Source organism: Tenacibaculum sp. TB-53 (genome assembly GCF_059716285.2).
In genome coordinates this window covers 2261991-2288692 of record NZ_CM202790.1, presented here as the reverse complement: position 1 = coordinate 2288692, position 26702 = coordinate 2261991, and the positions used below count along the sequence as shown (strand labels likewise).

Annotated in this window: 25 protein-coding genes; 10 read left to right on the top strand and 15 right to left on the bottom strand. The window is 32.4% G+C overall.

Annotation, left to right across the window (positions count from 1 at the left end; genetic code table 11):
* Entirely contained in the window at positions 1–1002 is a 1002-nt protein-coding gene (gene dusB / locus AC3VJB_RS10490; protein ID WP_497667120.1) for a tRNA dihydrouridine synthase DusB, read from the bottom strand.
* A gap of 65 nt (positions 1003–1067) precedes the next feature.
* On the opposite strand from dusB, the gene AC3VJB_RS10485 reads away from it, so the two are divergent.
* From AC3VJB_RS10485 to lepA, 3 genes are all read left to right on the top strand, one after another.
* Positions 1068–1820 (top strand): prolipoprotein diacylglyceryl transferase, encoded by a 753-nt coding sequence (locus tag AC3VJB_RS10485; RefSeq protein WP_497667119.1) that lies wholly within the window; start codon positions 1068–1070, stop codon positions 1818–1820.
* Entirely contained in the window at positions 1801–3192 is a 1392-nt protein-coding gene (locus tag AC3VJB_RS10480) for a radical SAM protein (protein WP_497667118.1), read from the top strand. Before AC3VJB_RS10485 ends, AC3VJB_RS10480 begins: the two co-directional genes overlap by 20 nt.
* Before the next feature lie 375 nt (positions 3193–3567).
* Positions 3568–5364, top strand: coding sequence for a translation elongation factor 4 (gene lepA / locus AC3VJB_RS10475; protein ID WP_047789984.1), 1797 nt, complete (start codon positions 3568–3570; stop codon positions 5362–5364).
* 112 nt (positions 5365–5476) lie between these two features.
* Here lepA and AC3VJB_RS10470 read toward each other — a convergent pair whose 3' ends face one another.
* Positions 5477–6175 carry a zinc metallopeptidase gene (locus tag AC3VJB_RS10470; RefSeq protein WP_497667117.1) on the bottom strand — a complete coding sequence of 233 codons (699 nt, stop codon included), beginning with the start codon at positions 6173–6175 and terminating at the stop codon, positions 5477–5479.
* A 94-nt stretch (positions 6176–6269) separates the two neighbouring features.
* Between AC3VJB_RS10470 and AC3VJB_RS10465 the strand changes: the two genes are divergently transcribed.
* The 6 genes from AC3VJB_RS10465 (at position 6270) to AC3VJB_RS10440 (ending at position 10591) form a co-directional block, all read left to right on the top strand.
* Positions 6270–7301: an asparaginase gene (locus AC3VJB_RS10465; protein ID WP_173358864.1), complete on the top strand. Its 1032-nt coding sequence runs from the start codon at positions 6270–6272 to the stop codon at positions 7299–7301.
* Between the two features lie 253 nt (positions 7302–7554).
* A complete protein-coding gene (locus AC3VJB_RS10460) occupies positions 7555–8268 on the top strand; it encodes a MotA/TolQ/ExbB proton channel family protein (RefSeq protein WP_047789987.1) in 714 nt (237 codons plus the stop codon).
* A 9-nt stretch (positions 8269–8277) separates the two neighbouring features.
* Complete coding sequence (locus AC3VJB_RS10455; protein WP_047789988.1) at positions 8278–8715, top strand: hypothetical protein; 438 nt, start codon at positions 8278–8280, stop codon at positions 8713–8715.
* Positions 8716–8721: 6 nt separating this feature from the next.
* Positions 8722–9348 carry an ExbD/TolR family protein gene (locus tag AC3VJB_RS10450; RefSeq protein ID WP_047789989.1) on the top strand — a complete coding sequence of 209 codons (627 nt, stop codon included), beginning with the start codon at positions 8722–8724 and terminating at the stop codon, positions 9346–9348.
* Positions 9349–9365: 17 nt separating this feature from the next.
* Entirely contained in the window at positions 9366–9836 is a 471-nt protein-coding gene (locus AC3VJB_RS10445) for an ExbD/TolR family protein (protein WP_047789990.1), read from the top strand.
* Positions 9837–9922: 86 nt separating this feature from the next.
* Positions 9923–10591, top strand: coding sequence for a porin family protein (locus AC3VJB_RS10440; RefSeq protein WP_253679520.1), 669 nt, complete (start codon positions 9923–9925; stop codon positions 10589–10591).
* Here the strand turns inward: AC3VJB_RS10440 and AC3VJB_RS10435 are convergent.
* The 12 genes from AC3VJB_RS10435 to AC3VJB_RS10380 form a co-directional block, all read right to left on the bottom strand.
* Entirely contained in the window at positions 10586–11185 is a 600-nt protein-coding gene (locus AC3VJB_RS10435) for a hypothetical protein (RefSeq protein ID WP_437823329.1), read from the bottom strand. The genes AC3VJB_RS10440 and AC3VJB_RS10435 overlap by 6 nt on opposite strands.
* Positions 11185–12648, bottom strand: coding sequence for an RNA polymerase factor sigma-54 (gene rpoN, locus AC3VJB_RS10430; RefSeq protein WP_253055740.1), 1464 nt, complete (start codon positions 12646–12648; stop codon positions 11185–11187). Before rpoN ends, AC3VJB_RS10435 begins: the two co-directional genes overlap by 1 nt.
* 83 nt (positions 12649–12731) lie before the next feature.
* Positions 12732–14165: an asparagine--tRNA ligase gene (gene asnS / locus AC3VJB_RS10425; RefSeq protein WP_047789994.1), complete on the bottom strand. Its 1434-nt coding sequence runs from the start codon at positions 14163–14165 to the stop codon at positions 12732–12734.
* A gap of 147 nt (positions 14166–14312) precedes the next feature.
* Complete coding sequence (locus AC3VJB_RS10420) at positions 14313–16676, bottom strand: efflux RND transporter permease subunit (protein ID WP_497667116.1); 2364 nt, start codon at positions 16674–16676, stop codon at positions 14313–14315.
* A gap of 96 nt (positions 16677–16772) precedes the next feature.
* Positions 16773–17327, bottom strand: a complete 555-nt coding sequence (gene frr / locus AC3VJB_RS10415) for a ribosome recycling factor (protein WP_047789996.1) — start codon at positions 17325–17327, stop codon at positions 16773–16775.
* Positions 17328–17374: 47 nt separating this feature from the next.
* On the bottom strand, positions 17375–18085 hold the full coding sequence (pyrH, locus tag AC3VJB_RS10410; protein WP_047789997.1) for a UMP kinase: 711 nt from the start codon (positions 18083–18085) through the stop codon (positions 17375–17377).
* 110 nt (positions 18086–18195) lie between these two features.
* Positions 18196–19164 (bottom strand): translation elongation factor Ts, encoded by a 969-nt coding sequence (tsf, locus tag AC3VJB_RS10405; RefSeq protein WP_047789998.1) that lies wholly within the window; start codon positions 19162–19164, stop codon positions 18196–18198.
* Between the two features lie 93 nt (positions 19165–19257).
* A complete protein-coding gene (rpsB, locus tag AC3VJB_RS10400; RefSeq protein WP_125065928.1) occupies positions 19258–20004 on the bottom strand; it encodes a 30S ribosomal protein S2 in 747 nt (248 codons plus the stop codon).
* Between the two features lie 142 nt (positions 20005–20146).
* Positions 20147–20533: a 30S ribosomal protein S9 gene (gene rpsI, locus AC3VJB_RS10395; RefSeq protein ID WP_047790000.1), complete on the bottom strand. Its 387-nt coding sequence runs from the start codon at positions 20531–20533 to the stop codon at positions 20147–20149.
* A 2-nt stretch (positions 20534–20535) separates the two neighbouring features.
* Positions 20536–20991, bottom strand: a complete 456-nt coding sequence (gene rplM / locus AC3VJB_RS10390; RefSeq protein WP_274640796.1) for a 50S ribosomal protein L13 — start codon at positions 20989–20991, stop codon at positions 20536–20538.
* Positions 20992–21201: 210 nt separating this feature from the next.
* Positions 21202–23673: a TonB-dependent receptor gene (locus AC3VJB_RS10385; RefSeq protein WP_053056729.1), complete on the bottom strand. Its 2472-nt coding sequence runs from the start codon at positions 23671–23673 to the stop codon at positions 21202–21204.
* A gap of 311 nt (positions 23674–23984) precedes the next feature.
* Positions 23985–24833 carry an OmpA/MotB family protein gene (locus AC3VJB_RS10380; RefSeq protein ID WP_047790002.1) on the bottom strand — a complete coding sequence of 283 codons (849 nt, stop codon included), beginning with the start codon at positions 24831–24833 and terminating at the stop codon, positions 23985–23987.
* 130 nt (positions 24834–24963) lie between these two features.
* Between AC3VJB_RS10380 and AC3VJB_RS10375 the strand changes: the two genes are divergently transcribed.
* A complete protein-coding gene (locus AC3VJB_RS10375; RefSeq protein WP_047790003.1) occupies positions 24964–25935 on the top strand; it encodes an FAD:protein FMN transferase in 972 nt (323 codons plus the stop codon).
* On the opposite strand, the gene AC3VJB_RS10370 is transcribed toward AC3VJB_RS10375, so the two are convergent.
* Complete coding sequence (locus tag AC3VJB_RS10370; RefSeq protein WP_497667115.1) at positions 25932–26702, bottom strand: class I SAM-dependent methyltransferase; 771 nt, start codon at positions 26700–26702, stop codon at positions 25932–25934. The genes AC3VJB_RS10375 and AC3VJB_RS10370 overlap by 4 nt on opposite strands.

Here is a 26702-nt window from a genome sequence, read left to right as displayed (position 1 = left end):
TTACCCTATTTCAGGAATCGTTGCATTTCCAAACTTAGCTTGTACCTCGTCAAAAGCTGCAAAAACATCTTTAGGATCGTCAGAAGTAACCATTTTCATTCTGTGCTCTTTAAAATGTGGAATTCCCTTAAAATAGTTTGTATAATGTCTTCTTGTTTCTACAACGCCTAAATGCTCACCTTTCCAGTCAATAGCCATTTCTAAATGACGACGAGCCATATCAACACGTTCAGAAATTGTTGGTTTAGATAAATGTTTGCCAGTTTTAAAATAATGTTTTACCTCATTAAAAAACCAAGGGTATCCAATAGAAGCACGACCAATCATACAACCATCTAATCCGTATTTTTCACGCATTTCCATGGCTTTTTCAGGAGAATCAACATCCCCATTTCCAAACACAGGAATATGCATTCTTGGATTGTTCTTTACTTCAGCAATTGGAGCCCAGTCAGCACTACCTTTGTACATTTGAGCACGCGTACGCCCATGAATAGAGATTGCTTTACAGCCAACATCTTGCAAACGTTCGGCAACTTCAACAATTCGAATAGAATCATGGTCCCAACCCAAACGAGTTTTTACAGTAATAGGTAAGTTAGTGTGTTTAACCATGGCTTCGGTAAGTTTTACCATCAAATCGATATCCTTTAAAATTCCAGCCCCAGCACCTTTAGAAACTACTTTTTTTACAGGGCAACCAAAATTGATATCAATAATATCTGGATTCGTTTTTTCAACAATCTCAACCGAACGTAACATAGAATCTAAATTTGCGCCAAAAATTTGAATCCCCACGGGGCGCTCCTTTTCGTAAATATCTAGCTTCATTACACTCTTTGCTGCATCGCGAATCAATCCTTCCGAAGAAATAAATTCAGTATACACCACATCAGCACCGTTTTCTTTACATAAAGCTCTAAACGGTGGATCGCTCACATCTTCCATTGGCGCTAATAACAGCGGAAAATCAGGAAGTTCTATGTTACCAATTTTTACCATGCTGCAAAGTTACTTTTTTTTGAGTAATTACGTATATTTCGCCTTTTAACTCACAAACTTTTTTATTGAAACTTCCTTTTGAGCCTATTTTGTTCGGTTACACGATTAATATTCATCTTGTTTTAGAATATTTAGCATTTTTTTTAGCTTTTCGTTATTATGTTTTCTTGCGTAAGAAAATAGAAGACGATATTTCTTCTCAGAATAGGTTGTCAATTATTTTAGGAGCTGCAGCTGGAGCTTTAATTGGTTCTCGATTGGTGGGAGTGTTAGAAAATCCTTTAGTCACTTTTTCTACAGAAAACATAATTCAAATTTTGAATACAAAAACAATTATGGGAGGCTTGTTTGGTGGCTTGTTAGGTGTTGAAATTGCGAAAAAAATAATAGGAGAAACAAAATCGTCGGGTGATTTGTTTGTGCTCCCAATAATTGTAGGAATTTTTATAGGAAGGATAGGATGTTTTCTTTCTGGAATTAATGAATTTACTTATGGAAGAGAAACTGCTTCTTTCTTAGGTATGGATTTAGGGGATGGAGTATTAAGGCACCCAGTTGCATTATATGAGCTTGTGTTTTTAGTAGGGTTATTCATCAGTTTAAAATACCTAAAGAAAGAATACATTTTACAATCAGGAGAACTTTTTAAGTTTTTTATGTTAGCTTATTTTGGTTTTCGCTTTTGTATAGAGTTTTTAAAACCCAATACTTTTTTAATTTTTGGTTTAAGCACTATTCAAATACTATGTATAGTTTGTTATGTATATTACACAAAATTTATAATTCTAAAAATAAAAAATGCCAGAAAGAAAATATAACTACTACGATTTTACATTGAGTTTATGTCCTGAATGTTTAAAAAGAGTAGATGCCAAAATTGTATTTGAAGACGACAAGGTTTATATGCTTAAGCGTTGTAGAGAACATGGAAGTTCAAAAGTGTTAATAGCAGATGATGTTGAATATTATAAAAATATCAGAAACTATAACAAACCTAGTGAAATGCCCTATACGTTTAATACAAAAACAGATTATGGATGTCCTTATGATTGCGGATTATGTCCAGATCATGAACAACATACATGTTTAACCGTTGTTGAGGTTACCGATAGATGTAATTTAACTTGCCCTACTTGTTATGCAGGTTCATCACCTACGTATGGACGCCATCGAACACTAGAAGAAGTAAAAGCGATGTTAGATGCTGTGGTGAAAAATGAAAAAGAACCTGATGTAGTCCAAATCAGTGGAGGAGAGCCAACGATACACCCACAATTTTGGGAAATTTTAGACTATGCAAAATCACTTCCGATTAGACATTTAATGTTGAATACTAACGGGATTAAAATAGCGAAAGACGTTGCTTTTGCTGAACGATTGAAAACCTATACACCAGATTTTGAAATTTACTTACAGTTTGATTCTTTTGAAGATAGTGTGTTGAGAGAGTTGAGGGGAGCAGACTTGAATGAAATTCGTAAACAAGCAATTGAAAACTTGAATAAGTTAAATCTATCAACAACTTTAGTAGTTACGCTTCAAAAAGGATTAAATGATCACGAAATAGGTAAAGTAATTGATTATGCTTTGCAACAAAAGTGTGTGAGAGGAGTTACGTTTCAACCAACACAAATAGCTGGAAGGTTAGAAGGCTTTAATCCAGAAACGGATAGAATGACGCTTACTGAAGTTAGAAGAAAAATAATGGAACAAACAGATGTTTTCAACGCTGACGATTTAATTCCAGTACCTTGTAATCCTGATGCTTTGGTAATGGGATATGCTCTAAAATTGGGAGGAGAAGTGTTTCCGTTAACTAGGTATATTAATCCCAACGACTTGTTAGATAATAGTAAAAATACCATTATTTATGAGCAAGATAAAGCATTGCATGGAAAAATGATAGAGCTATTTAGTACAGGGAATTCTGTTGAGGTGGCTGAAGAAAATTTGAAATCAATAATGTGTTGTTTACCAAATATTGATGCGCCAGAGTTAGGGTACGATAATTTATTTAGAGTTATAATTATGCAGTTTATTGATGCTTATAATTTTGATGTACGAGCGGTAAAAAAATCATGCGTGCATATAGTAGACAAAGACAATAAAATTATTCCTTTTGAGACAATGAATCTCTTTTATAGAGATGATAAAAAAGAATATTTAGAAAAGTTAAGACAAGAAATATAAGAAAAAGGATATGGTATTTTTAGAAGTAGGCGATCTTTCAGGTTTATTCGTAATTATAGGTTTAATTATGTTTGGTCCACCCGTGTTACTAGCTGTTATTGGAGTATCTATTAGAAAAAAAAGTAAAACAGCCTCAAAAATATTTTATATACTAGCTGTTTTGTATCTGATAATTGGATTAGGTATATGTGGTAGTATGCTTACCTAAATAAGAGTATAATTTTCGCTATTTATTTTGTTTGTAGTAGCCTGCAAATAAAGTATCTTTGCAAATTACAAGTAGTTAGAATTACGACGAATGAATCCATTCTAGATATTGAGCTAATAAAAGTTTATGTTACATGTTTAGAAATGGCTTGAGAAACTTTACATTGAATGAAGAACATTAGAAATTTTTGCATAATTGCACATATTGATCATGGTAAAAGTACCCTTGCAGATAGATTATTAGACTATACAGGGTCGGTTACTGAGCGTGAAAAACAAAATCAGTTACTTGATAACATGGATTTAGAGCGTGAACGTGGAATTACCATTAAGTCACACGCTATTCAGATGGACTATGTTTATGAAGGTGAAGATTATATATTAAACCTAATTGACACTCCAGGTCACGTAGATTTTTCTTATGAAGTTTCTCGTTCTATTGCAGCATGTGAAGGAGCATTACTAATTGTAGATGCGGCACAAAGTATACAAGCACAAACTATTTCTAACTTATACCTAGCGCTAGAGAATGATTTGGAAATTATTCCAGTATTAAATAAAGTAGATTTACCTTCAGCTAACCCTGAAGAAGTAACAGATGATATTGTTGATTTATTAGGGTGTGAGCCAGAAGATGTAATTCACGCAAGTGGAAAAACTGGTTTTGGAGTAGATAATATTTTAAAGGCAATTATTGAAAAAATTCCTGCACCGAGTGGAAATCCCGATGCACCTTTAAAAGCATTGATTTTCGATTCAGTATACAATTCGTATCGTGGAATTGAAACCTACTTTAGAGTAATTGATGGTTCTATTAAAAAGAATCAACAAATAAAGTTCATGGCTACAGGTAGACAGTATGGAGCCGATGAGGTAGGAACTTTAAAACTAAGTCAAGTTGTAAAAAACGAAATTAAAACTGGAGATGTAGGTTATTTAATTACAGGAATTAAAGCAGCAAAGGAAGTAAAAGTAGGAGATACTATTACCGATTTTGCCAATCCAACTACAGATAGAATTGAAGGATTTGAAGATGTAAAACCAATGGTATTCGCAGGAATTTACCCTGTAGATACTGAAGATTACGAGGAACTACGTGCTTCAATGGAAAAGCTACAATTAAATGATGCTTCCTTAGTTTTTCAACCAGAAAGTTCAGCAGCACTTGGTTTTGGTTTCCGATGTGGATTCTTAGGAATGTTACACATGGAAATTATTCAAGAGCGTCTAGAACGTGAATTTAATATGACGGTAATTACTACAGTTCCTAACGTAAGTTACCATGCATTTACGAAGAAAAATCCTGATGAGGTTATTATAGTGAATAACCCATCAGATTTACCAGATCCATCAAAGTTAGATAGGGTAGAAGAACCATTTATCAAAGCTTCAATCATTACAAAGGCCGATTTTGTAGGACAAGTAATGTCGCTTTGTATTGAAAAACGCGGACAAATTGTAAATCAAACTTATTTAACTCCAGAGCGAGTGGAGTTAATTTTTGATATGCCGTTGGCAGAAATCGTTTTTGATTTTTACGATAGATTAAAAACAGTATCTAAAGGATATGCGTCGTTCGATTATCATCCAATAGGAATGCAAAAGTCAAAGTTAGTTCGTGTAGATATGTTACTTAATGGACAAATAGTTGATGCGCTTTCAGCTCTATTACACGATAGTAATGCGTATTCAATAGGAAAACGTATTTGTGAAAAGTTAAAAGAACTGATTCCAAGACAACAATTTGATATTCCTATTCAAGCAGCAATTGGAGCAAAAATTATTGCTCGTGAAACTGTAAAAGCTTTACGTAAAGATGTAACTGCAAAATGTTATGGAGGAGATATTTCTCGTAAACGTAAATTATTAGAGAAGCAGAAAAAAGGTAAAAAACGTATGCGTCAAGTAGGAAATGTAGAAATTCCACAGCAAGCGTTTATGGCAGTGTTGAAGTTGAATGACTAGTTTTTTTGAAATTAGAATAGATAAACAAGAACATATAAAAACCCCGTTTTGATGAAATCAAAACGGGGTTTTTATATTAGATTATCAAATTTCCAAATTGTTACATTAAATTTTAATCCCTATTTCCTAAGACTTGTAAAGCCCAATATAATAACATAGCTAAGGAACCTAGAGCAGCTACTAAATACGTTCTTGCAGCCCATTTTAAAGCGTCTTTAGACCCAGCTAGTTCTTCACGAGTAACCATGTTTTTATTTTCTAACCAAGCTAAGGCTCTATTACTTGCATCATATTCAACAGGCAAAGTTATAAAACTAAAAATGGTACCTAAAGCCATAAAAGCTAAACCAGCTAGAGCAATATAAAAACCAATACCAGTACTACCAGAAGCAGCACCAAAAGCAATACCACCAATCACCATCCATTGAGAAAAACGAGAAGTAATACTTACCATAGGTACTAGTTTAGATCGCATTTGTAAATATTGGTATGCTCTAGCATGTTGTACTGCGTGTCCAACCTCGTGAGCAGCAACAGCAGCTGCGGCAGCATTTCGTTGGTTGTAAACAGCTTCACTTAAGTTTACAGTTTTGTTTTGCGGGTTGTAATGATCGGTTAACATACCTGGTGTAGAAATTACCTGAACATCGTAAATACCGTGATCAGCTAGCATTTTTTGTGCAATTTCAGCACCACTCATCCCGTTTCGTAAATGAACTTGAGAGTATTTTTTAAACTTGCTTTTTAACGTATTACTCACTAACCAACTGAAAAGAGATATAATACCAATTAGAATATAAAATCCTATCATAATCTATATAGTTTTAAAATTTTGTATCATTTTTGTTGGTTAAATTTACAACATAAATTATTCCAAATTATTAACGGTATAAAAAAATGTCAAAATGGCAAATCAACCTAAAATTTTAATAGTTTACACAGGCGGAACTATTGGTATGGTTAAAGACTATAATACGGGAGCGTTAAAAGCATTTGATTTTAGTCAAATCTCAAGTAAAATTCCAGAATTACAGCAGCTTAATTGCGAAATTAATACGATATCGTTTGATGAACCAATTGATTCATCAAACATGAGTGTACATTATTATATACAAATAGCAGATATAATCTCCGATAATTATGACAAGTTTGACGGATTTGTAGTGCTGACGGGCTCAGACACCATGTCGTATACATCGTCTACAATAAGCTTTATGTTTGAAAATTTACAAAAGCCTGTGATTTTTACGGGATCACAATTGCCTATTGGAGATTTACGTACAGATGCTAAAGAAAATTTAATTACATCTATACAAGTAGCATCAGCCTATGAAAATGGCAAACCAGTAATTCAAGAAGTAGGATTATATTTTGAATATAAATTATATAGAGCAAACAGAACTACAAAAATAAATGCTGAACAATTCGAAGCATTTGCTTCTATGAACTATCCTCCCTTAGCAGAAAGTGGTGTGCATTTAAATTTTAATTACCCATTATTACTCAAACCTCGGGGAGATCAAAAAGAATTAATAGTAAGAAAGAATTTAGATAATCATGTAGCTATTTTAAAGTTATTCCCTGGTATAACAGAGTCTGTAGTGAGAAGTTTTATGAATATTCCAGATTTAAAAGGAATTATTTTAGAAACCTATGGATCAGGAAATGCACCAACTGAAAAATGGTTTGTTGATTTATTAGAAGAATCAGTAAATAAAGGGATTTACATTGTTAATGTAACGCAATGCAAAGGAGGAAGTGTAATTTTAGGGCACTACGAAACAAGTTCAGAATTAAAACGTATTGGCATCGTTGACGGTAAGGATATTACAACCGAAACAGCCATTGCTAAAATGATGTATTTGTTGGGAGAAAAGCTTTCAAAAGAAGAATTTACGCATTATTTTCAAATACCTCTTAGAGGAGAAATGGTTTAGTTTGTAAATAAATCGTTAATTTTGTGTATGTAACTGCTTGAAATACTATAGAAAAGAGTTAAAAAGGGGTAGATTAATAGAAATACTATAGTTTTTTTTTAATGTACCAACATTTTTTTGTTACTTGCCACTCTGTAAAATTAAAAGCGTAATAAGTACAAGTGAAGAATTACTTATTTTGTAAAAAAATAAGATATTCATAGTAAAATTTGTATTTTTAACCCGTTAACTATTTAAAATTAATTATAACAAAATGAAAAAAGTAGTAAATATCCTAACTGTTACAGGATTTATGTTTTTAGGAGCTATTCAATCAACTTATGCTCAAGAAGCTGAGAAAACTTTTCACCAAGAGTTAAAGCAACGTTTTATTGAAGGAGACCCTAAGTTTATGGGAATTGTATTGGTAGCCTTAATTTTAGGTTTAGCTATTGCAATTGAAAGAATTATTTATTTAAATATGGCTACAACAAATACTAAAAAATTAGTAGCAAGCGTTGACGAAGCATTAAGTTCAGGAGGTGTAGAAGCTGCTAAAGAAGTATGTAGAAATACAAAGGGTCCTGTTGCCTCTATCTTTTACCAAGGTTTAGAAAGAGCTGATGAAGGGTTAGAAGCTGCTGAAAAAGCTGTAGTAGGATACGGTGGAGTACAAATGGGATTATTAGAGAAAAATGTTTCTTGGTTATCTTTATTTATCGCATTAGCACCGATGTTAGGGTTTATGGGGACTGTAATTGGTATGATTGATGCATTTGATAGAATTGCTGTAGCAAACGATATCTCTCCAGCGGTAGTAGCAGGTGGTATTAAGATTGCATTATTAACAACAGTATTTGGTCTTATCGTAGCGATTATTTTACAAATTTTCTATAACTACATTATTTCGAAAATTGATAGTATCGTTAACAACATGGAAGATGCATCTATCTCTTTAATCGATTTATTAGCTAAGTATAAAAAATAATCAATCAATATGAATAGTAAAATATTAACATTACTAGTAGCTGCAATTTCACTTATCGGTGCTGCATTATTTTTAAATGTGGCAAGAATAGATAAAGAAGATTTAGAGGCAGTATCAAGTGCTGTTTCTCCTTTAGTAACTTATTCTTATTGGTTATTGATTGCAGTAGTAGTAACAGCAGTTGCAGCTTCAATGTGGGGGATGTTTAAAAATCCTGCAGCATTAAAAAAGGTATTATTAGGTGTTTTAGCATTAGCAGTTCTTTTTGCAGTGTCTTATTTCTTATCTTCAGATGCACAAGTAATTGGAGCAGATGGAGCAGAATTAGCAGCACAAGGAAGTACATCTAAATGGGTAGGAACAGGGATTACATACAGTATTATCTTAGGGGCAATAGCTGGTGCATTCTTTGTTTGGGATTTATTAAAAGGAATAGTTAAATCATAAGTTAATATGGCAAGAAGAGAAAACCCAGAAATTAATGCAGGTTCGATGGCAGATATTGCCTTCTTGCTACTTATCTTTTTCCTTGTAACAACTACTATGGATGTTGATTCAGGTATCCCTAAAAAGTTAGCTGAAAAGACTGATGTAAAGCCACCAATTATTAAAGAAAAAAATATTTTTCAAGTAAGCATTAACCGAAACAATCAACTTTTAGTTGAAGATCAGGCAATGGAGTTGAAAGACTTAAAAGATGCTGCTATTAAATTTATTGATAATGGTGGGGGTATTGGTAACCCAATGCCAGGAATGGAAGCAGGAACTACTTGTAATTACTGTAAAGGTGATAAAGACCCTGAGTCGTCAGATCATCCAACAAAAGCAGTAATCTCTGTTGAGAGTGATAGAGGTACTGAGTATGGTACGTATGTGGCTGTGCAAAATGAGTTGTTAAGAGCTTATACAGAGTTACGTAACAGGTTATGCCAAGAAAAATATGGTATGAGCTTTACAGAGTTAGAACAAGCTTTTAAAGACAGTGCAAGAAAAGATGAGTCATTAAGAAAGAAAGTTGAAGATATTAAGGCGAGTTATCCTCAAATTATTTCTGATACAGACCCAACAAATGTTCAATAATAGTAAAACAATAGAATATGTCTAAATTTAAAAAGAAGAAAAAAGGATTGCCAGCATTATCCACGGCGTCTTTACCAGATATTGTTTTCATGTTATTATTCTTCTTCATGGTAACTACTACCATGAGAGAAACAGATTTACAAATAGATTCACCTCGTTTACCAAGTGCCAGTGAGGTAAAGAAGCTTGAGCGTAAAAGTTTGGTGAGTACAATTTATGTTGGTAAAGCTAAAGACCCAAAGTATGGAACAGGGTACAATAGAATACAGTTAAATGATAAGATAGCGACTCCAGATGAAGTTCCTTCTTTTATCTATCTTGAAAGAGATAATGTTTCTGAAGCAGAAGTGCCTTTTATGACAACTTCTATAAAAGCAGATAGAGAATCGAGTGTAGGTACATTAGCTGACATTCGTGAGAAATTAAGAGATGTTAACGCTCTTAAATTAAGTTTATCTACTCACAAGGGAGATGTTATTAAGAAGTAATTACTTTTAAATAAAACAAAAAGAGCAATCTATTGATTGCTCTTTTTTTATACAAAAAAAGTATCTTTATCGTTAGTTAATTATCTATGAAGTATATAGTAAGTTTTTTCGTGTTTTTTCTGTCATTAACTACTTTTTGCCAGAAAGATTCTTTACAGTTAGGAGATAAGTATTGGGAAGATCAGTTATACATTGATATAACATATAACTTATTACAAGATCAACCAGATGGAATCGGGAAGACTGGTTTCTCTTATGGTCTAGGTGTCGGTTACATGAAGGATATACCCTTTAATATAAATGGTAGAACAGCAATCGCTATAGGTTTAGGGTATAATTATGACTCATTCAGTCATGGGTTAAAAGTGCTAGAAGGAAATGTAAAAGAGTATGAAACTGACCCTGACATTTCATCCAACAAAATAAAACTTCACAATTTAGAAATGCCTATTCAGTTTAGATGGCGATCTTCAGATGCAAATACGTATTCATTTTGGCGTTTTTATGCGGGTTTTAAAGTCTCTTATAACATAAGTAATAGTTTTCGATACGATTCACCAACAGGAAGAGTTAGTTTTTCAAATGTTGAAAAATACAATAAATGGCAAGCAGGATTAACTTTGTCTGCAGGTTATGGTACATTTAATTTCCATGTATATTACGGATTGTCACCTATGTTTAAAAATGTAACTCTGAATGGAAAATCAATAGATAGTAAAATAGTTAAATTAGGCCTAAGCTTTTATTTACTATAATACACAATAGGCAATAAAAGGACTTAATAAGCCAATAAAAAAACCTAAGTATACTTCTCTTACCTTATGAGCTTTTAAATGTAATCTTGAGCTTGCAAGAAGGCCAGCTAAAAAAATAAATGATATAATTATAGGGAGTACATAAACAGCTTGTATTTGTTGAAACAATAAGAAATATCCAACAGCAACTCCCATAGACAACAAATGGAGGCTTCCTTTAATTTTAAAAGGAAACAGCAAGTAAATAAAGCCTAAACCAAATACAGTTCCGTAAAAGAGGTAGCTAACGTCTTTTAAAATACTCATACTAGCAAACATTTTTCCTAGAATTAAAAATAAAGTCATCATAAAGAAAATTGGAAATTTTCGTTCATTTATACTATGTACGCGAAAAGATTTTATGTGACCAATAGACTTTAAGAAAACTAGCAGAAGCAGAGGTATAATGTATGTAGCTACAAATACTATTGCCAATATAGTATATTGTTGTTGTTTATTTAAGCTTATTGGAGAAAGTAGGAAATACAATATAACTCCTATAGTAGGCATTACAATAGGGTGAAGAATGGTTGATATGAATTTATGCCATCGCATTAAATTTCTTTGCGTAACCTCGCGACAGGAATGTCTAATTGTTCACGATATTTAGCAACTGTTCTTCTAGCAATAGGATATCCTTTTTCTTTTAAAATTTTAGACAATTTCTCATCGGTAAGGGGCTTTCGTTTGTCTTCCTCTGTAATTACAGTTTCTAAAATTTTCTTAATTTCTCTAGTTGAAACATCTTCTCCTTGGTCGTTTTTCATCGATTCAGAAAAGAATTCCTTAATCAATTTTGTACCGTAAGGTGTAGAAACATACTTACTACTAGCAACACGAGAAACAGTTGAGACGTCCATGCCAATTTCATCAGCAATATCTTTTAAAATCATAGGTTTTAACTTACGCTCATCACCTGTTAAAAAATATGCTGACTGACGATGCATAATCGCATTCATTGTTACTAAAAGGGTCTGCTGACGTTGTTTTATAGCATCAATAAACCACTTTGCAGCATCTAATTTTTGCTTTATAAAGAGTACAGCATCTTTTTGAGATTTAGTTTTCTCTTTAGCGTCCTGATACCCTTTTAACATATTGTTATATTCTCTAGAAACATGTAATTCTGGAGCGTTACGAGAGTTCAAAGTTAAATCTAAGTTCCCGTCAATAATTTTAATTGAAAAATCGGGAACTATTTGCTCTGCTATTTTATTATTTCCAGCGTAAGAACTTCCAGGTTTTGGGTTTAGTTTGCTTATTTCGCTAATAATCTCCTTTAATTGTTCTTCAGAAATATTGAATTTTTCTAAAAGCTTCTTGTAGTGCTTTTTAACAAAATGATCAAAAGCTTCTTCTAAAATTCTTATCGCTAATGCTCTGCTTTCATTTTCAGATTTAGCTTTTAATTGAATGATTAAACATTCTTTTAAATTTAAAGCACCTACACCAGTAGGGTCTAATTTTTGAACAACATTTACCAAAACATTATGTACTTTTTCCTCAGTAGTAAAAACATTTTGGGTAAAAGCTAAGTCGTCAACTAGATCTATAATATCTCTACGGATATAACCACTATCATCAATACTACCTACCAAAAACTCAGCAATAGCACGTTCTTCTTCGTTAATTCTAAAAGTATTTAATTGATTTTTTAAAGATTGATGAAAGCTAGTACCTGCTGCATAAGGAATTTGCTTGTCTTCATCATCTGAAGAATAGTTGTTAGTTTGCGTTTTATAACTAGGGTATTCATCATCACTTAAATACTCATCAATGTTTATATCTTCAGCATCTATTTTTTCATTACCCGAATCGTCATAATCAACATCATTGGCTAAGCTATCCTCAAAATTTTCAGGCTCGTCTTTACCAGTATCTAATGCGGGATTTTCTTCAATTTCTTGTTTCAAACGTTCTTCAAAAGCTTGCGTAGGCAATTGAATTAACTTCATCAACTGTATTTGTTGTGGAGATAATTTTTGAAGTAATTTTTGATGTAAACTTTGTTTTAGCATATATACAAAGATATGAAATAGGACAAAAAAAATCGCCATTCGTAAAGGAATGACGATTGATATTTATAAGTTTTATGATTTTTTTAAAACTCAGCGTTTTGAGGTGTTCTTGGAAAAGGAATAACGTCACGAATATTGCTCATTCCAGTTGCAAATAAAACTAAACGTTCAAAACCTAAACCAAATCCAGAGTGTACAGCTGTACCAAATTTACGAGTATCTAAGTACCACCATAATTCTTCTTCAGGAATATTAAGTTCTGCCATTTTTTCTTTTAAAACGTCTAAGCGTTCTTCTCTTTCAGAACCCCCTACCATTTCTCCAATTCCAGGGAATAAAACATCCATAGCACGTACCGTTTTACCATCTTCATTTAAACGCATGTAAAATGCTTTTATATTTGCTGGATAATCGAATAAAATCACAGGACATTTAAAGTGCTTTTCAACTAAATAACGCTCATGTTCTGATTGTAAATCAACACCCCACTCGTTAACAGGAAATTGAAATTTCTTCTTCTTGTTAGGCTTAGAATTTCTTAAAATATCTATTGCTTCTGTATAGCTTACACGCTTAAAGTTATTATCTACAACAAATTTTAATTTTTCTATTAAGCCCATTTCACTACGTTGCGCTTGAGGTTTCGTTTTTTCCTCTTGCGCTAAGCGATTGTCTAAGAAAGCCAAATCATCTTTACAGTTGTCTAATACATATTGTAATACATATTTAATAAAGTCTTCAGAAAGATCCATGTTAGCATCTAAATCGTTAAAAGCCACCTCTGGTTCAATCATCCAAAATTCTGCTAAATGACGTGTAGTATTAGAATTCTCAGCTCTAAAAGTAGGCCCGAAAGTATATATTTTACCTAATGCCATCGCATAGGTTTCACCTTCTAATTGACCAGAAACTGTTAGGTTAGTTTCTTTTCCAAAGAAATCTTTAGAATAATCAATTTTACCTTCTTCGTTTACAGGAGCTTTGTTTGCTTCAAACTGAGTTACTTTAAACATTTCTCCAGCGCCTTCAGCATCAGAACCTGTAATAATTGGAGTATTTACATAGTAAAACCCGTTTTGTTGGAAGTACTGATGTACTGCAAATGATAATGCAGAACGTAAACGCATTACAGCACTAAAAGTGTTAGTTCTTACGCGTAAATGAGCATTTTCACGTAAAAACTCTAAACTGTGTTTTTTGGGTTGAATTGGATATTCATCAGGATTTGAATCTCCTAAGACTTCCAAATTGTTTACCTGAATTTCTACTGTTTGTCCTTTACCTTGACTTTCAACCAAAGTACCTTGAATGCTTACAGCTGCTCCAGTATTTATTCTTTTTAATAAAGTTTCGTCGGTATTTTCAAAATCTACAACACACTGAATATTATTAATAGTAGAACCATCATTTAAAGCAATAAAACGATTGCTTCTAAAAGTTCTTACCCACCCTTTTACGTGTACTTCTTGTAAAAATTTGTCAGATTGTAATAAATCTTTAACGCTACTTCTTTTCATGTCTTTATATCTTCAATAAAATCAAGCAAAGATACTTTTTTGCTGTTAATTAGCAACAAAGAGACCCAAGAATAAAGAGTTAACTTTTATAAGTTAGCTTTAATAAAAAAACAACCATATTTATTTAAAATGGTTGTTTTTGAATATTTACTTGTCTTCTTTTGGAGGTAGTATTTTAAATTTAGTTTCTTTTAAAACTTTCTTATTAGCTATTCTTTTCTCAAAAGAAAGTAGAAGAGAAGGTAATAATAGTAAGTTTGAAACCATAGCTAATAATAATGTAATTGAAACTAGACCTCCTAATGCAATAGTACCTCCAAAACTTGAAACAGTAAATACTAAAAAACCGAAGAAAAGGACTATTGAAGTATAGAACATACTTACTCCAGTTTCTCTTAATGCTGAATAAACAGCAGGTTTTATTTTCCAGTTATTGGCCAGCAACTCTTGTCTATATTTAGCTAAGAAGTGAATAGTATCATCTACTGAAATACCGAAAGCAATACTAAAAACTAAAATAGTTGAAGGTTTAATAGGTATATCAAAGAATCCCATCAATCCACCAGTAATTAATAAAGGAAGCATGTTAGGAATTAATGATATTAATATCATTTGAGGTGAACGGAACATCCACGCCATAAAAATAGATATTAATATAATAGCTAATGATAGTGAAATAACTAAGTTTTTAATTAAATAGTTGGTTCCTTTTAAAAATACTAATGCTTTCCCTGTTAATGAAACATCAAATTTTTCATCAGGAAATTGCTTATTGATTACAGCTTGTAGTCGTTCTTGGATAATATCCATTTTATCAGTACCAATATCTTTCATAAAAGTGGTAATACGTGCATAACGACCAGTACTATCCACAAAATTTTTTAGCATTTCAGAGTTACTATCTGAGTTTTTAGTGTACGAAAAAATGTAGCTTTTTTCTTGACTTGTTGGAAGTTGATAGTATTTAGGATTTCCGTTATAGTAGGCTTGCTTAGAGTATTTTACAAGATTGGTTATAGATATAGGTTTGGATAATTCAGGGAAAGTTTCAATAGTTTCATTGAGTTTTTCCATCTTTTTTAAAGTAGAAAGCTTCATAACACCTTTTTCTTTCTTGGTGTCAATTAAAATTTCAAGAGGCATAATTCCCCCAAACTCATATTCAAAAAACTTAATATCTTTATAAAACTGTTTTCCTTTAGGCATATCTTCAATCAAACTACCTGATACACGAATCATGTAAAGGCCAATCATACTTAAAATTATTATGGAAACAGTAGTGATATAAATGGCAATTCGTTGTTTTTTTACCATACGTTCCATCCAAGAAACAACATTTCCCATCCATTTTTTTTCTAAATGGTTCAAATGTTTCTGCTCTGGAAGAGGCATAAAACTATATATAATTGGAATGATTAATAATGCTAGAATAAAAATACTGATGATGTTTACAGAGGCTAAAACACCAAACTCTCGCATTAGTCTACTTTTAACAAATATAAAAGTGGCAAAACCAGAAGCGGTAGTAATATTGGTCATTAATGTAGCATTTCCAACTTTTGAAATTACACGTTGTAAAGATTTAGCCTGATTTCCGTGTTTTTTTACTTCTTGTTGATATTTATTAATTAGAAAAACTGCATTGGGTACACCAATTACAATAATTAATGGTGGAATTAGAGCAGATAATACTGTAATCTCATAGCGGAATAATCCCATAAACCCAAAAGCCCATGTTACTCCAATGCTAACTACAAGTAATGTAATAAAAGTGGCTCTAAATGAACGAAAAAAGAAGAAAAAGATAATGGCCGTTATTAATAATGCACCAATTACAAAAATTCCCATTTCGTCAGTTATATTCTGAGAGTTTAAGGTTCTAATGTAGGGCATACCAGAAACACGAACATCAATATTATGATCTTTTTCAAAAGAGTTTATAGTTGGAATTAGAATGTCGAACACAAAATCTCTACGAATAGGGGTATTTACAATATCTTTGTTTAAATAAATTGCTGTTTGTAAAGTGCCTTTATCGTTGTATAATAGGTTGTTATAAAAAGGTAGCTTCTCAAAAAGTTGTTTTTTTATATTTTTTATTTCTTCATCAGTCGAAGGAGCTTGTTCAAAAAGTGGTTCAACAACAAATTTTCTTTGTTTTCTATCTGCTTTTAACTGCTGAACATCAGCAATAGAAACAGTAAAATCCACTTGTGTTAAACTATCTAAATCTTTAACAAGTTTATTCCAAGCATTGAATTTTTGAGGAGTAAATATTGTAGAATCTTTTACTCCTAATATAATGAGGTTGCCTTCTTCTCCAAAAATTTCTAAAAACTTATTGTATTCTATATTAACCTCATGGTCTGTAGGAAGTAAATTGGCTTCTGTATAGGAGAAGCGCATATGTTTCATTTGAGTGACTAAAAGCCCTGTAATTATAGCAATAGTAATTAAAACTAAGTAACGATTTCGCAATAAGAAGCCTGCGATTTTAGTCCAAAAAGTCATCCAAAAAAAATTTCAGCAAAGTTATGCTAAATGAATTAATAAAACGAAAAAAAGAGCATCATATGATGCTCTTTTTTAACTATTTCTTAAAAGAAATTATACAGTCATAATTTCTTTTTCTTTAACAGTATACTTTTCGTCGATTATTTTTACGTAATCGTCAGTTAATTTCTGGACATCAGCTTCAGCATTTTTCTTCATATCGTCAGAAATATCAACTTTTTTAATTTCATTGTTTGCGTCTTTACGAGCATTACGAACACCTACTTTAGCGTGTTCAGCCTCTGCTTTTGCTTGTTTAGCTAATCCTTTACGACGCTCTTCTGTTAATGGTGGAACATTAATTATAATATTTTCTCCATTATTCATTGGGTTAAAACCGATGTTAGCAAGCATTATTGCTTTTTCGATTTCTTGTAACATGTTTTTTTCCCATGGTTGAACTGATATGGTTCTAGCATCAGGAGTGTTTACGTTTGCCACTTGTGATAATGGTGTTTGAGAACCGTAGTAATCTACCATAATCGTACTTAACATAGCAGGAGTAGCTCTACCTGCTCTAATACCTGCTAATTCTTTTTCTAAGTGGCTAATAGCTTTATCCATTGCCTCTTTAGTCGAATCTAAAATAAAATCAATCTCTTCGTTCATTTTGTTCGTATTTAAAACCTCAAATAGGTTGAGGATAATTTTTCGGTTTATTCGTTGTCAACTATTGTTCCAATATTTTCTCCAGAAACAAGTTTTAGAAGGTTTCCTTGTGTGTTCATGTCAAAAACAATAATTGGTAATTTGTTTTCTTCGCTCAAGGTAAAGGCTGTCATATCCATTACTTTTAAGCCTTTTTCAATAACATCTTTAAATGTAATGTTTTCATACTTAACAGCATCTTTATCTTTTTCTGGATCTGCTGTATAAATACCATCAACACGTGTACCTTTTAAAATGGCGTCTGCATTTATTTCAATAGCCCTTAAAACAGCTGCAGTGTCGGTTGTAAAATACGGATTTCCTGTTCCTCCACCAAAAATTACTACGCGTCCTTTCTCTAAGTGACGATTAGCTCGACGCTTAATATATGGTTCTGCAATTTCTTTAATTTCAATAGCAGTTTGTAAACGAGTGTGAATTCCTTGGTCTTCTAAGGCACTTTGTAAAGCTAAGCCATTAATACAAGTAGCTAACATTCCCATATGGTCACCTTGTACACGGTCCATACCTTGGCTAGCACCAGCAACTCCTCTAAAAATATTTCCACCACCAATTACAATGGCTACTTCTACACCCTTATCTATAACTTGTTTTATCTCTTGGGCATACTCTTTAAGTCTGTTTGGGTCAATTCCATATTGACGCTCACCCATTAGTGCCTCACCACTTAATTTTAAAAGAATTCTTTTGTATTGCATTTGTTTTGTTGAAAGTTGTGCAAAGCTACATATTTTTTTTATTCTAATTTTAACACATAAAAAAAAACCATCCAAAAATGGATGGTTTCATATAAAATTGTCGTTGAGAATTATCCTAAAGTAACCCTTACGAAGTTTTTAACTTCAACATCACCGTAAGAAGAAACGTATTCTGCAACAGTTTTCTTTTCGTCTTTAATAAACTTTTGATCTAATAAACATTGTTCTTGATCTAAAGTAGTATTGTCAGAGATAAATCTTTCCATTTTACCTGGTAAGATTTTGTCCCAGATTTGTTCTGGTTTACCTTCAGCTTTTAATTGCTCTTTAGCTTCTCCTTCAGCTTTCGCTAAAGCTTCATCAGTTAATTGTAAACGAGAAACAAATTGAGGAACGTTCTTTAAAGTTTTACCTAAACGTACTAATTCTTCGTTGTCTTTTTTAATCGCAGCAATTCTAGCTTCAGTTTCAGAAGCTACATAAGCAGGATCAAAATCTTTGTAAGATAAAGAAGTTGCACCCATTGAAGCAGCTTGCATAGCTAAGTCTTTAGTTAACTCAGCAGCATTATCTACAGCAGCAGTTAAACCTACCATTGCAGCAATTTTACCAACGTGAGTGTAAGCTCCTACGTATGGTGCTTCAATTCTTTCGAAAGCAGTGATATCGATTTTTTCACCGATAACTCCTGTTTGCTCGATTAATTTTTCAGCAACAGTTACACCACCAAAATCAGCAGCTAAGAACTCTTCTTTTGTTTTGTGGTTAAAAGCGATGTCAACAAATTCTTGCGCTAATGCTTTGAATGAATCGTTTTTAGCTACGAAATCTGTTTCACATGCTAATACGATAGCAACACCGTATGTGTTGTCATCGCTAATTTTAGTGATTGCCACACCTTCAGTAGACTCACGATCTGCTCTTTTAGCAGCAATCTTTTGTCCTTTTTTACGTAAAATTTCAATAGCTTTATCAAAATCACCTTCAGCTTCTACTAATGCTTTTTTACAATCCATCATACCAGCTCCGGTAGTTTCTCTTAATTTCTTTACGTCTGCAGCGCTAATTTTTACTGACATTTCTATCGTTATTTTTTAGTTGTAAATATATTGTTGTACAAAGTTGTAAAAATTTAAAGGTTCCAATGTAATGAAACCTTTTAAATTAAAAAATTATTTTGCTTCTTCTTTTGCTGGAGCGTCAGCTGTTTTTTCAGCTTTAGCTTTTTCCTTATCAGCTTTTCTTTCTGTTAAGCCTTCAGCAATTGCATCAGTTACATACGATAATACTTTATCGATAGATTTAGAAGCATCATCATTTGCAGGGATTACAAAGTCGATTGGTCTTGGATCCGAGTTTGTATCAACCATTGCAAAGATTGGAATGTTTAATTTTTGTGCTTCAGCAACAGCAATGTGTTCTTTCTTTACATCAATTACAAATAAAGCTCCCGGTAAACGAGTCATATCAGAAATTGAACCTAAGTTCTTTTCTAATTTTTCACGTTGACGAGTAATTTGTAATTTTTCTCTTTTAGATAATGCATCAAAAGAACCATCAGTCTTCATTCTATCAATAGAAGTCATTTTCTTAACGGCTTTACGGATAGTAACGAAGTTTGTTAACATACCACCTGGCCAACGCTCAGTAATGTAAGGCATGTTTACAGCTTTAGCTTTTTCAGCAACGATATCTTTAGCTTGCTTTTTAGTAGCAACGAATAAGATTTTACGTCCTGAGTTAGCTATTTTTTGTAACGCAGCAGAAGCCTCGTCAATTTTAGCTGAAGTTTTGTACAAATCGATGATGTGAACACCATTACGCTCTGTATAAATGTATGGAGCCATGTTAGGGTTCCACTTTCTAGTTAAGTGTCCAAAGTGAACACCACTTTCTAATAATTCTTGAATGTTTGCCATTTTAATAAATGTGTTTACGTTCTGTTTTCGCAATATTTCAGTAGTTATTAAGTCTGAAATATTTAGATACTAAACTGTTAAAAATTGATTTATAAATAACAGTCTCGAAACATTTAAATACTGAAACAAGTTCAGTAAAATATTAACGTTTAGAGAACTGGAATTTCTTACGTGCTTTCTTCTGACCGAATTTTTTACGTTCAACCATTCTTGGATCACGAGTTAATAATCCTTCTGGCTTTAATACAGCTTTGTTTTCTTCGTTAATAGCTACTAATGCTCTAGTAATTGCTAAACGAATAGCTTCAGCTTGACCAGTAACACCACCACCGTATACGTTTACTTTTACATCGTAAGCCTCTAAGTTTTCAGTTAACATTAAAGGTTGTTGAACTTTGTATTGTAAAGTTGGTGTAGTGAAATAGTTTTTAAACTCTCTTTTGTTGATAGTGATGTTTCCACTTCCTTGAGAAACATAAACACGAGCAACAGCTGTTTTTCTTCTACCTATTTTGTGTACAGTTTCCATAATTATTTAAGATCGTTAAGGTTAATAGTTTTAGGTTTTTGAGCTTCTTGACCATGCTCTGTACCTGCGTAAACATATAAATTTTTGAATAACGCGCTACCTAAACGATTTTTAGGTAACATACCTTTTACTGCTTTTTCGATTAATCTTGTAGGATCTTTTTCGAACATCTCTGTAGCAGTTAATGATCTTTGACCTCCTGGATAACCTGTGTGACGAATGTAAGACTTGTCTGTCCACTTTTTACCAGTTAGGTTAATTTTTTCAGCGTTGATAATAACAACGTTGTCTCCACAATCTACGTGAGGAGTATAATTTGGCTTGTACTTACCTCTAATAAGTTTTGCAACTTTAGAAGCTAGACGACCCAATGTTTGCCCGTCCGCATCAACTAAAACCCACTCTTTGTTTACGGTAGCCTTATTAGCTGATACTGTTTTGTAACTTAATGTGTTCATAATTACACGATTAGTTTTTGTTTATTAATAATTAAATTTTATCCTTTAAAAAGGTCTGCAAATGTACGATTAATTATTTGATTGACAAATAGCGTGTTAGTTTAATTTACAACTAGCTTGTTTTACCAAGAAAAATACCCTTAAACTGTGTTTAACAGTTTAAGGGTATTTTTATAATGAGGTTGTTTTTTATCGGTTAAATTAATAGGGTTAAAAACCTTCACTACCTCCATCAAAGTCACCATTTTGTTCTGGACGATCTCTTTTTTTCTTTTGGTTAAAACGATAGGTAAAGCTTAATGTTATTTGACGCTCACGCCATTGGAAAGAACCGTCGTTAATAGTGTTAAGTAATCCCTCATCATCATATAGAAAAGTAGTGCTTTCTCGCTTACGAGTGTTAAATAAATCGCTCACATTTAATACCAATGAAGCTTTTTCTTTAAACAAGTCTTTACTCAGGGCAAGGTTAGCAGAAAACATTCCTTTTCTATTATCTTGAGCTGTTGCTTGTGCTCCACGATACATTAAGCGTGTTTGCCATTGTAGTTTCCAAGGTAAGGTAATCCTTGAGTTAAAACGTGCAAACCAGCTACTTTCATTTACCTCGTCTAAAGGGGTTGTTACTTGGTCTCCATTAGCAGCGGTATATACGTATGTAAAAGCATCTGTATTAAATTTAAAGTAATTAAATGAAGCTGATAATCGTACCTTTTTAGTAGGATTATAGTTAGTTGTAAATTCAAATCCATAACGACTTTCATTGTTAAGGTTCACTGGTTGTCTAACTGTTACGTTAGTTGTTTCTCCTTCTATAACTCTTTGTTCTAAAATAGATACACCTTGCATAATATCGGTAGAGTATTGATAATATAAAGAAGCTCCTAAGTTTAGCTTACTTATACGTGTGTTATAGCCAAAGTCTACAGAGTTAGTAAAGGTAGGATCTAAGTCAGGGTTTCCTCTAAATACATTGGTTGCAGAACTTCTGGTTTCAAATGGGTTTAGAAACCAATGACGTGGTCTACGTAACCTTCTACTATACCCTAATGAAATGTTATCACTATCATTGATTTCATACCCTAGGTTTACTGTTGGAAACCACTCTGTATAATTCTTTTCTTTAAACTGGTCGGTTGTAAACACTGTTAAATCAATATCAGTAACTTCTGCTCTTAAACCTAACAGGTATGAAAACTTATCAACTTTACTTCCAAACTGAGTATAGAATGCATAAATATTTTGTTTGAATTCAATTGCATTTGAAGGATCGTTAGGCAATGGGTTTCCGAGGGCATCACGTACTCTAAAGTCTGAATTTAAATCTTGTAAGGTGACTTTGTGTCCAGCTTCAAACTGACTTTTTTCTCCAATAGGCAATACATAATCTATTTGAAAAAGGCGATCTTTAGAGGTTGTTGTTTGTCTATTTCGCTCAGAAAGGTTTCTGTCAACAAAAATATCGGCAGGCTCAAATTCATCACTTTCTCCGTATTGTAAATCTATAATTAGTTTTTGTCCTTTATCATCAATATTATTTGTATAGTTTAAAGAGTATTGTATATCTGTATTTTCTTCTTTCTCGTTTTCTATTCTTACCTGTTCTTTCGTTATAACTCTATTATTATCAAAAAAAGTAGTATTGTTGGTAGCTACATCATCATCTTTAGAATCTCTATAAAAGAAAGTTCCGGTAATAGAACTTTTATCATTAATGTAGTATTCTAGCCCTAAGGATCCGTTATAGTTATTACTCTTTCTATCAAAAACTCTGTCTTCATCTCTATAACTAGTAATATCACCATCTTTGTTGAAGTTTGTGAAAAAACTATTAGAGTTACCAGGTCCGTTTCTGTAGGAATAAGCTAGGTTTGAAAAGAGATTAAACTTTTTTGTTCTATAATTGAGATTTGGAGAAATACTTACCATATCAGGATTTCCTAAAGTTAGGTTTACAGAGCCATTAAAACCTGTGATTTTTCCTTTCCTAAGAATAATATTTAAAATACCAGCTGTACCTTCAGCGTCGTAACGAGCAGAAGGAGAAGTGATAACTTCTACTTTTTCAATAGCGTCTGCGGGTAAATTTCTAAGAGCGTCTGTTCCTGTTAAGCCTACTAAAGCAGAAGGTTTACCGTCTATTAAAATACGAACATTTTCGTTACCGCGTAGACTAATAGCTCCTTCTGCGTCTACATTAACAGAAGGGACGTTATCTAAAACATCAGATGCATTTCCTCCTTTTACAGTCATATCTTTACCAACGTTGTATATTTTTTTATCTAAACGTATTTCTACTGTCGATTTTTCTGCTATTATTTCAATTTCATCTAATGTCTCTGCGTCTTCGGATAGTAATATATTTCCTAAGTTTTTATTTTGACTTAAATCATGATTTCCTAAACTTTTAGTTTTGAACCCTATAAATTCAACTTTTATATTGTACGTGCCAGATGAAGCATCGATAGAGAAGTTTCCGTTAACGTCTGTAACACCTCCAATAACTTGGTTTGTGTTGGTGTTTGTTAGTACTAAAGTTGCATATTCCAAAGGTTGCTTAGAGTTTGTTTCTAAGACCTTACCCGTTAAAGTAATTTTAGAAGCGATACCTTTTGTAGTACGTTGAGCAACAGCTGTAAAACTAATAAGTAAAATAAAAAGTAGTGTAAGTTTTTTCATCATGTTAATTTATAAAGCTTGTTTGACAACAAATCTGCCTAAAAGTTTAATGGAGGTTAGTTAAAAGAATGTTAAACAAGAAAAGTGCTTATATTTAGATTATCCAACAAAAGTTGTTTTTATAGTATGAGTTTAGGTTTTTATTAGCTTATTTTTCTTGATGCTGAAGAAATTTAATAGAAGAACATTCTTCTATGTGTTTTTGAATACACTTATATCTAAATTCAAATGTGTGTTGTTTTTTAGGTATAAAAATACCCTCAAAATTGTGTTTAACTTTTGAGGGTATTTAATAAAAGTATCTATATAGAATACTATTCTACTTTTTGATCTAATAAATCAAAGAACTGATTTAATCTTGGTAAAATGATGATTTTTGTACGTCTATTTTTGGCTTTGTTAGCAGGACTGTTGTTTTCTACTAAAGGAACATAACTACTTCTACCAGCTGCGATTAATCTTTCAGGAGCAACATTATACTTTCCCTGTAACTCACGAACGATAGCAGTAGAACGTAAAACACTTAATCCCCAGTTATCCTTTAAGGCTGATCCAGCTGAAACAGGAGTGTTGTCTGTATGTCCTTCAACCATTACATCCATTTGAGGCTGTCCGTTAACTACAGTAGCAACTTTTTCTAACACTTTAGAAGCTTTGTCGTTAATAGTGTAACTTCCACTTTTAAATAATAACTTGTCGGAAATTGAAATGAATACAACTGTTTTTTCAACATTTACTTCAATATCTTCGTCATCAATACCGTCTTGTAATTCTCTTTTTAAGTGAAAAGCAACTACTAAGTTTAAAGAATCTTTTTTAGAAGCAGCTTCTCTAATTTTGTTGATGTACTTATCTTTCTTGCTTAATTGAGATAATGTCTCTTTAATGTTATCATTAGCGCCTTTAGTTAAAACTGTTAAGTTTTCAACTTGTTGTAAAGTATTTTCTTTATCTCTCTTTAGTTCTGTTACTCTTGACTCTAAAGAAAATGCTTTGTCTTCACAGTTTTCTTTTTCAACTAAACATTTTGTTAAGTTAGCTTTTACGGCTAGTAACTCTTCTTTTGTTTGTTCGTGTTTAGCTTTTATTGCTTCTAATTCTTTTGTTGAAGCACAAGATGCTAGTAAAATTGAAGCAGTAAGGAATAAAAATATTTTTCTCATTTTATTCTGATTTTTTTAGATGTATTTATTAAAAGTTAAGCAAATTTATAAAAATGAAGACACAAAAAAGAGAATTAACAATCTTTTATGAAGTGTGAATACGTTATTTTTGTGACTAATTTTTTTAAAGATGATTAAAAGGATAACGCTTTTAGTAGTTTCATTATTGTTAGTAATAGCTTGTAAGGAAGAAAAAAAAGAAAAGATAACTAAATTACAAGGAGCTGTTTTTGGGACTACATATCATATAACCTATTTGAATAAGGTTGATTATCAAAAACCTATTGATAGTTTGTTTAATTTGGTAAACAAATCATTGTCTACATACATGCCTACTTCTGATATTTCAAAAATTAACCAAGGAGACACCACTGTAATAGTTGATGATATGTTTGTAGAAGTTTTTGAAAAGGCTAAAAGAATTTACAAGGAAACTGATGGTTATTTTGATCCGACGATTGGTAGATTGATAGATGCTTACGGCTTTGGCTCAGGAAAAGAAAAGAAAGATTTGACCTCTGAAGAAATAGCGGCTTTGATGGAGAATGTAGGATTTGATAAAGTTGTGTTAAAAAACAGAAAAGTTCATAGAGATAGTGAAAATATAGAGTTTAATGTTAATGCTTTTGCTAAAGGTTATGGAGTAGATGTTGTTGGGAGGTTTTTAGAGTCGAAAAACATTGATGATTACATAGTAGAAATAGGAGGAGAGATTAGAGCTAGAGGAACAAAAGACGGAAAGCTTTGGAAAGTAGCGATTGAAAAGCCAAATGCTGATGGAACACGTTCTGTTCAAAAAATAATTGAGCTGGATAATGAATCTATGGCAACTTCAGGGAATTATAGAAAGTACAAGTTAAATACTGAAGGAAAAAAGATAGTACACACGGTAAATGCCAAAACAGGACTAGCAGAAGAGAGTAATTTGTTAAGTGTGTCAGTTCGATTAAAAGGTGACTGCGCCGATGTAGATGCCTATGCAACGGCTTTTTTAGCAATGGGTTTAGAAAAAACAAAAGAGTTTCTCAAAGAACATCCAGAGCTTAAAGTGGTGTTGTTATATCATAATGAAGCAGGAGAACTAGCAGAATTCGTAAACTAGTTTTTGTAACATACAGGCAAAATTTCGCCTTTCATTAAAGCAAATCGTTCTAGTTTTTCTGGAGCGATTTTTTTTGTGTAGTCTATTTCATCAACTTTAAATCCTACAGAACGTAGTTTATTAAAATAATCACGACCGTACACACGTACATGGTCGTACTGACCAAATATTTTTGCGCGTTCTTTAGGGTCGGTAATAGAATTATCTTCAAAAGTAACTTCTCTTGATAAATCCTGCGGAATTTGAAAAATACCAAATCCACCAACTTTCATTACTCGATACAATTCTTGCATCGCCTTTGTGTCGTCAGGGATATGTTCCAGCACATGATTACAAAACACTACATCAAAAGAGTTGTCTTCAAAAGGAAGGTCGCAAATATCTGCTTTTACATCTGCTATAGGTGATTCTAAATCAGAAGTAGTATACTCTAGGTTCGCTTGTTTTCTAAAAAGATCTAAAAAACATTGCTCAGGAGCGATATGTAATACTTTTAACTCTTTATCGGAAGTAAAGAAGTTACTTTCCTGTTGTAAAAAAAGCCACATTAAACGATGTCTTTCCAATGACAAAGTAGAAGGAGAAAGTGCATTTTTACGTTGAACTCCATATCCGTAAGGTAAAAACTTTTTGAATGATTTTCCGTCAATCGGATCTGTAAAGTTATCTCCTTTTAACCAGCAAGTAATAATGGGACGAGCCCAATAACTGGCTTTGATTAATATAGGTCTAGGAATAGTATTAAGTATCGTTTTAAATAAAGACAC

What these genes read in the sequence shown, in the direction of transcription:
- dusB (WP_497667120.1), bottom strand. Translation starts at nt 1,002, where the DNA reads ATGGTAAAAATTGGTAACATAGAACTTCCTGATTTTCCGCTGTTATTA.
- AC3VJB_RS10480 (WP_497667118.1), top strand. Translation starts at nt 1,801, where the DNA reads ATGCCAGAAAGAAAATATAACTACTACGATTTTACATTGAGTTTATGT.
- lepA (WP_047789984.1), top strand. Translation starts at nt 3,568, where the DNA reads ATGAAGAACATTAGAAATTTTTGCATAATTGCACATATTGATCATGGT.
- AC3VJB_RS10470 (WP_497667117.1), bottom strand. Translation starts at nt 6,175, where the DNA reads ATGATAGGATTTTATATTCTAATTGGTATTATATCTCTTTTCAGTTGG.
- AC3VJB_RS10465 (WP_173358864.1), top strand. Translation starts at nt 6,270, where the DNA reads ATGGCAAATCAACCTAAAATTTTAATAGTTTACACAGGCGGAACTATT.
- AC3VJB_RS10460 (WP_047789987.1), top strand. Translation starts at nt 7,555, where the DNA reads ATGAAAAAAGTAGTAAATATCCTAACTGTTACAGGATTTATGTTTTTA.
- AC3VJB_RS10455 (WP_047789988.1), top strand. Translation starts at nt 8,278, where the DNA reads ATGAATAGTAAAATATTAACATTACTAGTAGCTGCAATTTCACTTATC.
- AC3VJB_RS10450 (WP_047789989.1), top strand. Translation starts at nt 8,722, where the DNA reads ATGGCAAGAAGAGAAAACCCAGAAATTAATGCAGGTTCGATGGCAGAT.
- AC3VJB_RS10445 (WP_047789990.1), top strand. Translation starts at nt 9,366, where the DNA reads ATGTCTAAATTTAAAAAGAAGAAAAAAGGATTGCCAGCATTATCCACG.
- AC3VJB_RS10440 (WP_253679520.1), top strand. Translation starts at nt 9,923, where the DNA reads ATGAAGTATATAGTAAGTTTTTTCGTGTTTTTTCTGTCATTAACTACT.
- AC3VJB_RS10435 (WP_437823329.1), bottom strand. Translation starts at nt 11,185, where the DNA reads ATGCGATGGCATAAATTCATATCAACCATTCTTCACCCTATTGTAATG.
- rpoN (WP_253055740.1), bottom strand. Translation starts at nt 12,648, where the DNA reads ATGCTAAAACAAAGTTTACATCAAAAATTACTTCAAAAATTATCTCCA.
- asnS (WP_047789994.1), bottom strand. Translation starts at nt 14,165, where the DNA reads ATGAAAAGAAGTAGCGTTAAAGATTTATTACAATCTGACAAATTTTTA.
- AC3VJB_RS10420 (WP_497667116.1), bottom strand. Translation starts at nt 16,676, where the DNA reads ATGACTTTTTGGACTAAAATCGCAGGCTTCTTATTGCGAAATCGTTAC.
- frr (WP_047789996.1), bottom strand. Translation starts at nt 17,327, where the DNA reads ATGAACGAAGAGATTGATTTTATTTTAGATTCGACTAAAGAGGCAATG.
- pyrH (WP_047789997.1), bottom strand. Translation starts at nt 18,085, where the DNA reads ATGCAATACAAAAGAATTCTTTTAAAATTAAGTGGTGAGGCACTAATG.
- tsf (WP_047789998.1), bottom strand. Translation starts at nt 19,164, where the DNA reads ATGTCAGTAAAAATTAGCGCTGCAGACGTAAAGAAATTAAGAGAAACT.
- rpsB (WP_125065928.1), bottom strand. Translation starts at nt 20,004, where the DNA reads ATGGCAAACATTCAAGAATTATTAGAAAGTGGTGTTCACTTTGGACAC.
- rpsI (WP_047790000.1), bottom strand. Translation starts at nt 20,533, where the DNA reads ATGGAAACTGTACACAAAATAGGTAGAAGAAAAACAGCTGTTGCTCGT.
- rplM (WP_274640796.1), bottom strand. Translation starts at nt 20,991, where the DNA reads ATGAACACATTAAGTTACAAAACAGTATCAGCTAATAAGGCTACCGTA.
- AC3VJB_RS10385 (WP_053056729.1), bottom strand. Translation starts at nt 23,673, where the DNA reads ATGATGAAAAAACTTACACTACTTTTTATTTTACTTATTAGTTTTACA.
- AC3VJB_RS10380 (WP_047790002.1), bottom strand. Translation starts at nt 24,833, where the DNA reads ATGAGAAAAATATTTTTATTCCTTACTGCTTCAATTTTACTAGCATCT.
- AC3VJB_RS10375 (WP_047790003.1), top strand. Translation starts at nt 24,964, where the DNA reads ATGATTAAAAGGATAACGCTTTTAGTAGTTTCATTATTGTTAGTAATA.